This window comes from Komagataeibacter europaeus (assembly GCF_002173515.1).
Classification (GTDB): Bacteria; Pseudomonadota; Alphaproteobacteria; order Acetobacterales; family Acetobacteraceae; genus Komagataeibacter; species Komagataeibacter europaeus.
The window spans coordinates 1,937,770-1,949,388 of record NZ_CP021467.1; the positions used below are offsets into that span (position 1 = coordinate 1,937,770).

At 64.0% G+C, this 11,619-nt stretch carries 9 protein-coding genes; 7 read left to right on the forward strand and 2 right to left on the reverse strand.

Features of this window, described 5'->3' with window-relative positions; all coding sequences use genetic code 11:
* Position 1: 1 nt before the first annotated feature.
* The 5 genes from topA to S101446_RS08975 all read left to right on the forward strand — a co-directional run bounded on the left by topA (position 2) and on the right by S101446_RS08975 (position 8,500).
* The gene (gene topA, locus S101446_RS08955) at positions 2 to 2,737 is read left to right on the forward strand and encodes a type I DNA topoisomerase (RefSeq protein ID WP_087608189.1); all 2,736 of its coding nucleotides are present in this window, start codon (positions 2 to 4) and stop codon (positions 2,735 to 2,737) included.
* A 32-nt stretch (positions 2,738 to 2,769) separates the two neighbouring features.
* On the forward strand, positions 2,770 to 4,986 hold the full coding sequence (locus S101446_RS08960) for a ribonuclease R family protein (protein WP_087608190.1): 2,217 nt from the start codon (positions 2,770 to 2,772) through the stop codon (positions 4,984 to 4,986).
* The gene (locus tag S101446_RS08965) at positions 4,983 to 6,689 is read left to right on the forward strand and encodes a S41 family peptidase (RefSeq protein WP_087608191.1); all 1,707 of its coding nucleotides are present in this window, start codon (positions 4,983 to 4,985) and stop codon (positions 6,687 to 6,689) included. Before S101446_RS08960 ends, S101446_RS08965 begins: the two co-directional genes overlap by 4 nt.
* A gap of 78 nt (positions 6,690 to 6,767) precedes the next feature.
* Positions 6,768 to 7,106, forward strand: coding sequence for a DUF1491 family protein (locus S101446_RS08970; RefSeq protein WP_010508165.1), 339 nt, complete (start codon positions 6,768 to 6,770; stop codon positions 7,104 to 7,106).
* A 248-nt stretch (positions 7,107 to 7,354) separates the two neighbouring features.
* A complete protein-coding gene (locus S101446_RS08975; protein ID WP_026019599.1) occupies positions 7,355 to 8,500 on the forward strand; it encodes an OmpA family protein in 1,146 nt (381 codons plus the stop codon).
* A gap of 104 nt (positions 8,501 to 8,604) precedes the next feature.
* Here S101446_RS08975 and cysK read toward each other — a convergent pair whose 3' ends face one another.
* Positions 8,605 to 9,594, reverse strand: a complete 990-nt coding sequence (cysK, locus tag S101446_RS08980; RefSeq protein ID WP_010508163.1) for a cysteine synthase A — start codon at positions 9,592 to 9,594, stop codon at positions 8,605 to 8,607.
* A 154-nt stretch (positions 9,595 to 9,748) separates the two neighbouring features.
* Here cysK and S101446_RS08985 point away from each other — a divergent pair, with 154 nt between their 5' ends.
* Complete coding sequence (locus tag S101446_RS08985; protein WP_026018474.1) at positions 9,749 to 10,195, forward strand: RrF2 family transcriptional regulator; 447 nt, start codon at positions 9,749 to 9,751, stop codon at positions 10,193 to 10,195.
* A 58-nt stretch (positions 10,196 to 10,253) separates the two neighbouring features.
* On the opposite strand, the gene S101446_RS08990 is transcribed toward S101446_RS08985, so the two are convergent.
* On the reverse strand, positions 10,254 to 10,682 hold the full coding sequence (locus S101446_RS08990) for a hypothetical protein (RefSeq protein WP_010508160.1): 429 nt from the start codon (positions 10,680 to 10,682) through the stop codon (positions 10,254 to 10,256).
* A 400-nt stretch (positions 10,683 to 11,082) separates the two neighbouring features.
* Between S101446_RS08990 and S101446_RS08995 the strand changes: the two genes are divergently transcribed.
* A complete protein-coding gene (locus tag S101446_RS08995) occupies positions 11,083 to 11,616 on the forward strand; it encodes a hypothetical protein (protein ID WP_010508159.1) in 534 nt (177 codons plus the stop codon).
* Positions 11,617 to 11,619 lie beyond the last annotated feature (3 nt).

An 11,619-nucleotide genomic window follows, 5' to 3' on the forward strand; every position in this document is an offset into this window, starting at 1 on the left:
AATGACTGACGTCGTGGTGGTCGAATCGCCAGCCAAGGCGAAAACGATCAATAAGTATCTGGGTGATAACTACACGGTTCTTGCCTCGTTCGGGCATGTACGTGACCTGCCGCCCAAGGATGGCAGCGTCAGGCCCGACGAAGGTTTTGCCATGGTGTGGGAAACCGACGAACGCGGCAGCCGCCAGATCGCGGCCATTGCCAAGGCGCTGCGTGGGGCAAAGCATCTCTACCTCGCCACTGACCCCGACCGTGAGGGCGAGGCCATTTCATGGCACGTACGCGCGATCCTGGAGGAGAAGAACCTCCTCAAGGGGATCGACGTGCAGCGCGTCACCTTCAATGAAATTACCAAAAGCGCCATCAAGACCGCGATGGCGCACCCGCGCGGGCTGGATTTCCCGCTGATCGAGGCATACCTCGCCCGCCGCGCGCTGGACTACCTCGTGGGGTTCACGCTGTCGCCGGTGCTGTGGCGCAAGCTGCCCGGATCACGCAGCGCGGGCCGCGTGCAGTCGGTCGCCCTGCGCCTGATCTGTGAGCGCGAGGCGGAGATCGAGGTCTTCAAGCCACGCGAATACTGGTCGGTCATCGCCCGCATGACCACACCGGGCGGGGCCGCATTCTCCGCCCGGCTGACCCATCTGGACGGGCACAAGCTGGACCAGTTCGACCTGAACAACGAAGCCCGCGCCATGGACGCCAGGGCGGCGGTGGAAGCTGGCGACTTCAGCGTTGAGAAGGTCGAGCGCCGCAAGGTCCGCCGCAACCCGCCGCCGCCCTTCACTACGTCGACCATGCAGCAGGAAGCGTCGCGCAAGCTGGGCATGGGCGCGCAGGTGGCCATGCGCACGGCCCAGCAACTGTATGAAGGCATTGATATCGGTGGCGAGACGGTTGGCCTGATCACCTACATGCGAACCGACGGCGTGCAGATGGCTGGCGAAGCCATCGCCGCCATCCGTGGCCATATCGGCCACAGCTTTGGCGAACGGTACGTGCCCGAAAAGGCCCGCATCTATTCCACCAAGGCCAAGAACGCGCAGGAAGCGCATGAAGCCATCCGCCCGACCGACGTGCGCCGCACGCCCGCGGACATGGCGCGCTACCTCTCGCCTGAACAGAAGAAGCTGTATGACCTGGTGTGGAAGCGCTCGGTCGCCAGCCAGATGCAGTCGGCCGAACTCGATCAGGTCGCGGTCGATATCGTGGACCGCCAGCAGCGCGTCACCCTGCGCGCCACCGGTTCCATGATTGCATTCGACGGTTTCCTGCGCCTGTACAGCGAAGGCCGCGACGATTCCCCCGCCAGGGCCGACGACGATCAGGACCGCATGCTGCCCGCCATGAAGGAACGCGACGCCATCGGGCGGGGCGAGGTCACGGCGGAACAGCATTTCACCCAGCCGCCGCCGCGTTATTCGGAAGCATCGCTGGTGAAGAAGATGGAGGAAATCGGCATTGGCCGTCCCTCCACCTACGCCTCCATCCTGACCGTGCTGCGTGACCGTAACTACGTGCAGCTGGAAAACCGGCGATTCGTGCCCGAGGATCGCGGGCGGCTGGTCACGGCCTTCCTCACCTCCTTCTTTGAACGCTATGTCGATACGCAGTTCACGGCGGGGCTGGAGGAACAGCTTGACGATATATCCGGCGGGCGCGCCAACTGGCGTGATGTCATGTCCGCGTTCTGGTCCGATTTCTCCCACGCGGTGGACCAGACGAAGGATCTGAAAATTTCCGACGTCATCACGGCGCTGGATGCGGATCTGGCACCCTACTTCTTCCCGCAGCGCGAGGACGGGCAGGACCCGCGCGTCTGCACCGCCTGCGGCACGGGGCGCCTGGGTCTGAAGCTGGGGCGGTATGGCGCGTTCATTGGCTGTTCCAACTATCCCACGTGCCAGTACACCCGCAAGCTGGTGGTTGACCCCTCCAAGGAAGGCGAGGACGCGGCGGCGCTGAAGGATGGCATGCGCGTGCTGGGCACCGGGCCGACGGGGGAGGAAGTTACCGTGCGCCGTGGTCCGTGGGGCCTGTATGTGCAGCAGGGCGAGCCCGACCCCGAGGACAAGAAGGCCAAGCCGAAGCGCGCCACCATCCCGCGCGGGCTGGATGGCGACAAGATCACGCTGGAACAGGCCGTGGGCCTGCTGTCCCTGCCGCGCATCGTTGGCATCCATCCCGAACTGGGTGAACCGATCGAGGCCGGGCTGGGCCGCTTCGGGCCATATGTGAAAATGGGCGCGGTATACGGGTCGCTGGACAAGGATGATGATGTCCTGACCGTGGGCCTGAACCGCGCGGTGGATGCGCTGGCGAAGAAGCTGGCTTCCATCCGCACCATTGGCCCCCACCCCAAGGATGGCGAGCCGGTCATGGTGCGCAAGGGCCGCTTTGGCCCCTATGTGCAGCATGGTTCGATCGTGGCCACCGTGCCGCGTGGGCAGGACATGAATGATGTCACCATGGACGAGGCGCTGACGCTGCTGACCGAAAAGGGCAAGCCGCTGAAGGCCAAGGGCAAGAAGGCGACCACCACCCGCAAGCCCGCCGCCCGCAAGACCAAGGCCAAGACGGCCGAGGGGGCGGAAGGCACGGAAGACGCGAAGCCCGCCCCGAAGAAAAAGGCGGCCCCGCGCAAGGCTGCGACCAAAACGGCCGCCAGGACGACCACGCGCAAGACCACGACCCGCAAGAAGGCCACCCCGGCCAAGACAGAAAGCGAGACTGACTGATCATGAAACGGCAGCGTCCAGCAACTTCCGAGATGCCGGACCCCCTGCCCACGGGCACGCCACAGGTCCGTGCGGGTGGCCTGCCGGATCGTGAACAGCTTCGCGCGTTTATCGAAAACGCAACCGGGCGGATCGGCAAGCGCGAGATCAGCCGGGAATTCGGTCTGGGCCCGGAACACAGACAGGCCCTGCGCCAGATGCTGCGCGACATGGCGCTGGATGGCACGCTGGCGCCCGCGGGCGCGCGGCGGTTCCGCGTTTCGGACCGGTTGCCCGAATCCATGGTCGTGCAGGTGACCGGCACGGATTCGGATGGCGACCCCATTGCACGTCCCGTGCAGTGGGATGGGGAAGGCAGCGCGCCGGTCGTGTTCATGCACCCTGAACTGCGTGGCCGGGCCGCCTTGGCACCGGGTGAACGCGTGGTTGCCCGCCTGCGCCGTATCGGGCCGGGTAAATACGAAGGCCGCACGCTGCGCCGCCTGACCGATGCACCGATGCAGGTCGTGGGCCTGTTCCGCACCCTGGATGCGACCGACCCCATGGCGTCCGCGCCCGCCCGCTACCGCCCGGCGGGCACCCTGACCCCTGCTGACCGGCGGGCAAAGGCGCAATGGGTCATTCCCATGGGGGAGGACGCGGATACCCCGGATAACGAAATCGTCATCGCCACCCCCCTGCCCCAGTCCGGGCCGGGGCTGCATCCCGCGCGGATCATCGAACGCCTTGGCCCGCAGGGGGACGCCCGGACCATAAGCATGATCGCGGTGGCCATGCTGGGAATTCCGCATGTCTTCCCATCTGAGGCGCTGGCGCAGGCCAAGGCCGCCCGTGGCGTGACGGCGCAGGGCCGCACCGACCTGCGCGACATGCCGCTGGTCACCATTGATGGCGCGGATGCACGCGATTTTGATGATGCAGTCTATGCCGAACCCGATGGCGACGGGTTCCGCATGACCGTCGCCATCGCCGATGTCGCATGGTACGTGCGCCCCAACAGCGCTCTGGACCGCGAGGCCCGCCTGCGGGGCAATTCGGTCTATTTCCCCGACCGGGTGATTCCCATGCTGCCCGAGGACCTGTCCAACGGGTGGTGTTCGCTGCGACCGGGGGAAGACCGGGGCTGCATTTTCGTCAACATGGATGTGGCTGCTGACGGCGCCATCAGCAACGCCCGATTCGGCCGCGGCATCATGCGCAGCGCCGCCCGCCTGACCTATGAACAGGTGCAGGCCGCGCGTGATGGCGCGCCGGATGAGATCATCGCCGGGCTGCCCGACGGCCTGCTGGACAGCCTGTTCGGGGCATGGCGATGCCTGTCCGCGGCACGGGCGCTGCGCGGCACGCTGGACCTTGAACTGCCCGAACGGCTGGTGCGTCTGGGTGACCACGGGCAGATCGCGGCCATCCAGCCGCGCATACGCCTCGACAGTCACCGTCTGGTCGAGGAATTCATGATCGCGGCCAATGTCGCCGCCGCCCGCTGCCTGGAGGGACGGCACCTGCCGTGCCTGTACCGGATCCACGCGCCACCGACACCCGAACGGCTGGAAAGCCTGCGCCGCGCACTGGATACGATGGGACTGAAGCTGCCGCCGGTGGGCAGCCTGCGCGCCGCCGACCTTGACCATGTGTTGCGTCAGGTGCGCAATACGGACCAGGCCGGACTGGTGAACGAACTGATCCTGCGCGCGCAGAACCAGGCGGAATACAGCCCCGAACCGGTCGGGCATTTCGGCCTGTCCCTTGCGGCCTATGCCCATTTCACCAGCCCGATCCGCCGTTATGCCGACCTGCTGACCCACCGCGCCCTGCTGGTGGCCATCGGTCTGGAATCCGGTCCCGCCCCCAGCCATGATGAACTGGAGGAAGCCGGGCTTGCCATAACCCGCACCGAACGCCGCGCGGCGCAGGCCGAACGCGAAACGCTGGAACGCTACGCCGCCGCATGGCTGCAGGCCCGCGTGGGCACGGTCATGGACGCGCATGTATCCAGCCTGTCGCGATTCGGCATTTTCACCGTACTGGATGCAACCGGCACCTCCGCGCTGCTGCCCATGTCTGCCCTGCCGGAAGATCAATGGCATCATGACGAAAAAACGCAGACATTGGGCGGACGCGATACGACCATGGTATTCCGCCCCGGTCAGGCCCTGCGCGTACGGATAGAAGAAGCATGCGCCATCCGGGGGACAGTCCTGCTGGCACTGCCCGACACCCCGCCCAGCCACCGCAGGCGGCGGACATGAAACGCTGCCGGTTTCCGGTCATCATCCTGCGCCCCCAGTCCAGGGGGCGGGAGAACATGGGCACGTGGCGTCGTCGCATTTCCACGCTTGGGCATATCCCGCGGGACACCATCGTCCTGCTGCTTGTCATCGTCCGGCTGACCACGGCCGCCTGTGCCGATGACATGCCCACGACCCCGCGCACTCCCACGCCCCAGCCACCCATGCATGAAGACAGCGTGGACACGATCGAGGGCGCCAGCATGGACCTCGGGGTCATTTCCTCGGTCATTCAGGCGAGTCTGTCCTTCCTGCAGCCCCGTACGCTGGACAGCCATGAAATCCGTGACTTCGCGCTATGGGGCCTGAACGGGCTGAGCGCGCTGGACCCGTCGCTGAGCATCGAGGAACAGCACGGCTTCCTGCAACTGGCCGCAACGCAGAAAACCGTCCTCGCCCTGCCCGTGCCCACGGCGGACGACGTGCCGGGATGGAGTGCGGCCATCACCCGCATACTGGATGTGGCATGGCACAATTCCCCCGCCATGCGCAGCACGGGACAGGATGGGGTGCTGCAGGGATTCTTTGATGAACTGTTCAACCACCTTGACCCGTATTCGCGCTACGTCCCGCCGGGAGCGGCCGTATCGGACCGCAGCACCCGCACCGGGGGCGAGGGCACGGCAGGCCTGACGCTGGGGGTGGACCATCACGCCATCATCATCACCGCCGTCAACGCGAATGGCCCCGCATGGCCCACCACCCTTGCGGCGGGACAGATCGTGCGTGCGATCAATGGACGACCGACCGAGTCCCGCAGCCTTGAGACCGTGACCTCGTGGCTCAACGGTCCCAATGGCAGCCTTGTGCGCATCATGGTGGAGTCGAAGGGACGGCGGAGCACGGTCACGCTGCACCGGGCCTCCACCCCGCCCGAAACCGTATTCGCCTATACCAGCGGCAAGCATGTCGTCCTGCATATCACCGCCTTTTCCGCCAACACGGCGGAGGAAATGAGCCAGTATCTGGACGAAGCCATGAACGTGCCCGGCATTTCGGGCCTGATCATCGACCTGCGCGGCAACAGGGGCGGCGTGCTGCAGCAGGCGGTCACGACATCGGCCCTGATGCTGGACCACGGCGTGGCGGCCATAACACAGGGTCGTGACCCGCAGGCCAACCACGTCTGGGCCGTGCAGGGGGGCGACATGACCAACGGACTGCCCATCATCATCCTGGTCGATGGCCGGACCGCCAGCGCCGCCGAGATACTGGCCGCCGCCCTGGCGGACCAGAAACGCGGCGTGGTCATAGGCAGCGCCACGCTGGGCAAGGGACTGGTCCAGACCATCGGGCAGATGCCCAACGGGGCGGAACTGTTCGTGACATGGAGTCGCGTGCTGGCGCCGCTGGGCTGGCCGCTGCAGGGACTTGGCGTCATGCCACAGGTCTGCACCAGTCTTGGGGAAAGCGAACTGGAACGCCAGCTGCAGGACCTGGCCGAAGGATCGGCCGACAGCCGGGAATGGATCGCGGCCGCCCGCCAGATCCGCTATCCCGTGGACCTGGCGCGCATCCTGACCATCCGCAAGGCCTGCCCCGCCGCGATCGGCACCGATGGCGACCTTGATGCCGCCCATTCCCTGCTGGACAACCCGGTCGAATATCATGCCGCCCTGGCCACCATACCCGAAGAAGGGGCGACACCCGCCGGTGGCGGCTAGGCCACAGCCATGCGGGAAACCGTGCTATTCCTGCATACCTCCCGCTGTTTTTCTGCATTACCGGAGAAGTCCATCCCAATGGAAGAAGCACGTCTGAAAACCGGCATCTGGGTCAAGGCAATGCTGCGCCAGGCTGGGCAAAAGGGAAATCCGGGCATGGTGCTGCACCATGGTGATGACGACGCGGGAGGCGTCCTGGTCGTGCTGCTGGGGCGGGGGGGACAGATGTCCGTGCTGGCCCGGACCCGCACCCCCGATGGACGGCAGGCATGGTTCCGCGCTACAGGGGATGCGGCTGTAGATCAGGCCAGCGTGGATGCCTATGTTACAAGGCAGATGGAACGGGACCCGGATTTATGGGTTCTTGAATTCGAGACACCGGACCTGACGCCACCGTTTGAAGCAAAGTTGATATGAAAGACGTGTTTCCACAGGTTTGAAAAAATAGTGAAACCGGACCAGACAGGGGTGTGGCATCTTGCACACAGTCAGGTGCGCCAGTTTGCGCGGCGGCCCAAAGCAGCCGATAAGGTGGCGGCAATGGATTGTCAGGGCTGGTTTCTTTCAGCAAAAGAATGCTGATGCTGATCATTCCAGGGAATAGGGCACGTACACCCGACCGGGCCGACATGCCGGAACAGGCCCGTCGAAGGGAGAAGAAGAGTATGAATCTGCGGGACGGATTGCTTGCAGGGTCTTTATTGGCTGCCTCGGTTACCCTGGGATCCGTACTGGTCTCCGCCCCGGTATTCGCCCAGCCTGTCCAGGGCCTGTATATTTCAGGCGCTGGCGGTGCGAGCTTCAACCAGGGACAGGTCATACGTCATTCCTCCGCGCGTGATGAGTTCAAGACAGGGGGCACGGGCATCGGCAGCCTTGGCTGGGGCCTGGGCAACGGCTTCCGTGTCGAACTCGAAGGCTTCTACCGCAGCAACGACATGAAGACGGTCGGCGGCAACGCCGCCTATAATGCCCGTGCGGATGGCCGGCAGCAGACATCGGGGCTCATGGCCAATGCCCTGTTTGACCTTGATATCGGCAAAAGCTGGCTGTTCCCGTATTTCGGCGCGGGTATCGGTTACGGCTGGCAGAACATGAACAGCACCATTACCGGCAACGTGGGTGGGCAGAACTACAGCCAGCACGTTGGGGGCACATACGGCAACTTCGCCTATCAGGGCATTTTCGGCCTGTCCTTCCCCATGCCGTTTGCCGTGGGCCTGTCGGCTACGGCGGAATACCGGTTCTGGACCATGCTTGGGCCGCAGTCGCATCATTCCATTGTCAGCGGCAGTTCCGCGGCCCTGTCGGCCATGAACAGCGACTACGGCTTCCGCAATGGCAACCGTGACAGCCGGACCGATTTCAACCATTCGCTGATGCTGGGACTGCGGTACGAGTTCAATCCCGCCCCGCCACCGCCACCAGCACCCACTGCAGTCGCCGCACCGGCACCGGCGGAAAACCGGACCTACCTGGTGTTTTTTGACTGGGACCGCAGTGACCTGACCGACCGTGCCCGTTCCATCGTGGCGGTGGCCGCACAGGCATCGACAAATACCCAGACCACCCGGATCGAGGTCAACGGCTATACCGATAATTCGGCAAGCCATCCCGGCCCGCAGGGTGAAAAATATAATCAGGCGCTGTCGCTCAGGCGGGCACAGGTCATCAAGGCGGAACTGGTGCGCGACGGTGTGCCGGGGCCAGCCATCGACATCCATGGTTATGGCGACAGCAACCCACTGGTCCAGACCGCAGCCAACACGCGCGAAGCCCAGAATCGCCGTGTCGAGATCATCCTGCACTGATCCCGTCACATTTGAACTGATGATGGAAAAGAAAAAAGCGGCACCCGTCAGGGTAGCCGCTTTTTCCATATGCGCAGGCCGTCAGGCCATGCGGGTGGGCCGGATCAGACCAGCCCGGTAAAGAGTGACGTGGACAGGTAGCGTTCGGCAAAGGACGGCGCGATGGTCACGATGGTCTTTCCCGCGTTTTCCGGCTGTCCCGCCAGCTGTACGGCCGCATGCAGTGCAGCACCCGAAGAAATGCCCACCGGCACCCCATCCAGCCGCGCACACCGGCGGGCCGCCGCGATGGCCTCACGCTCCGATACGGGAATCACCCCATCAAGGGCCGCAAGGTCCAGTGTCCGGGGGCAGAATCCCGGCCCGATGCCCTGAATGCCATGCGGCCCCGGTTCGTCACCGTTCAGGATGGCGCTTTCCATCGGTTCGACACCAAAGACCTGCAGGCTTTTCTTGCGCGGCTTCAGGCCATGGGCAATGCCACTGGCCGTGCCGCCCGTACCCAGCCCGGCCACCACGATATCGACCTCGCCCGCTGTATCGGTCCAGATTTCCTCTGCCGTGGTCGCGGCGTGGACGGCGGGATTGGCCGGGTTGTCAAACTGGCGTGGCATCCACGCATTTGGTGTCTTTTCAAGGATTTCCTCGGCGCGCGCGATGGCGCCCGCCATGCCCAGGCGCGACGGCGTCAGTTCCAGCTGCGCATTAAGCAGGCGCAGCATCTTGCGCCGTTCGATGGAAGCCCCTTCGGGCATGGTAACAATCAGGCGATATCCCCGGGCGGCAGCGACGAACGCCAATGAAATACCCGTATTGCCCGAAGTCGGCTCCACCAGCGTGGTCTTGCCCGGATGAATTTCACCACGGCTTTCCGCATCCTCGACCATGGCCGCGCCGATACGGTCCTTGACAGAGCCGAGTGGATTGAAAAATTCCAGCTTCATCAACACCCGCGCCTTCAATCCGTCCTCACGGGTCAGATGCGGCAGCGCCACCAGTGGCGTTCCCCCCACGGTATCGACAATGGAGTCGTAGACCCTGCCACGAGGTGCTGCAAAACCATACGTGCGATCTGGCGGGGTGGTCTTTTTCATTCGTTATCACTCCTTGTTGCGGAAATGGCCTATTCACGCATACAGTCTGTACATAATCCACCATCCTCCTTAACAGAAGCGTGGATCAATCGGGGGATAGCTGGTAAATGAAGCGGGCTGGTTTCCAAATCCATTCAAAGCGAGGCTGAACGATATGCTGCTCCGGCGGGACAGGACCATGATCGCAATCCTGATCATGCTTGATGTGGCGTTTCACGCAGGGCGCAACGGCACCATCAGTGCGGCCGACATTGCCGAACGCGCGGGTCTGGCCCGACGGGGGATCGAACCGCTGCTGCAGACCCTGTCGCGTTCGGGCCTGCTGGAAAGCGTGCGCGGGCCACGCGGCGGCTACCGGCTGGGGCGGCCCCGGCGCGATATCCTGCTGTCGGATATCCTGTCTGTCATCACGGCGGAAGACAATACGGATGATGGTCCGATCGGCGGGCTGTTCCAGAAGGTGGTCGAACCCTGCTGGCAGGAATTCGACACCATGCTGGATGAGGAATGTCGCAAGATCAGTCTGGATGACCTGGTGCGCCGGGCCGAACATGCCGGCATGCGCCGCCCGCTGCCCGAACCCATCACCTTTTCCATCTGACACGGACCGGGATACGCAATGATGCGTGTCCCGACCCGGTCAGGGCCGGGATACGGCCTTATCTTACGGCCGGGGCCGTGACACTGGCCGTCACGTCCATGTATTCACGCGGCTGCTTTTCGCCCGTAATCAGCACGACGCGGAATTTGTCCTCGCCGGAATAGGCGGTGTTGGGCGTGTACGTCACATAAGTGTGATCGTTGTAGTTGTAAATGAACGCCTTGCCATGCTCAGGTGCGGGAGACACGCCGAACGAGGCATAGGGATGACCGGCGGAAGCACGCGTCTCGATCGCGCAGTACCCGTCATCGCTCCGTACCTGCATGCTGGCGGTCTTCGTGTCCTTGCCCGCGGCGGTGGGGCCGGTCACCTGACACTGGCCAGATGCCTTCATGTAATTGTAGGGATTGGGGGTTCCGCCGATACCACCAAGGTTCACGGCCGGTTTGTTGTCACATCCGGCGAGCAGAATGCCCGTCGTCATCATGATTGCAGACAGTCGCAGTCGCACTCGTCAGCTCCGCTGTATTTGATACATACCCGTTATCAGGACAGTTTCGCCCGCGCCGTCCCGTAACGGTCTGGATCGGCACAACGGCTAACCGCTTTGGCATATGCTCTAGAGCAACGCACCCCGGCGGGAAAGACCCGTTGGTCCTTTTACGCAAGCGGACAAGCCCTGCCCGTGTGGCATACCCGCCCCCGGGGGCGCTGTCATCCCACGCGGGCATCATAACGCATCTTTTTGAACACGGGTTGATATCCCTCCCTTTTGGCGACTGCCGGTTTGCGCTATAGACCTGATCCGGATTTCATTCCTGCCGGAATATGCGGGGTCCGTGCATTCCCCGTTGGCAACTGCCCCAATATCTGGAGAACCCGTCCTGATGTCCATGTCGATCTGGCGCGCTGGCGCTGCTGCCCTTGCCCTTCTGGGGCTGGTTAATGGTGGGCAGGCACTGGCTGCCGGCCCCTGCTCACCCTCCCCCGCGCATGAGGCGTTTGATGTGCAGGGCCTGAAAAGCGAGTTGATGGTGACCGCCCTGTCATGCGGCGCGCAGGACAAATACAACAGCTTTATCATGAAATTCCGCACCAAGCTGGCCGCCGAGGAGCATGTCCTCAACAGCTATTTCAACAGCACCTACGGCCGCAATTCACAGCGCCAGCATGATGACTACATCACGCAGCTTGCCAACGTGCAGTCCGAACGTGGCCTGAAGTCCGGCACCGCCTTCTGCCAGCAGCGCATGTCCATGTTCGAGGAAGTGCAGGTACTCGACAGTTCCGCCGACCTGTCCAACTATGCCCAGGCGAAGGACATCCTCCAGCCCGCGTCCTACCTGACCTGCACGGCGCCCAACCGCCCGGCCGCAAGCACGCGCAGCCGCACCCCGGCCCGCCGCACGGTCCGCAGCTAGGCT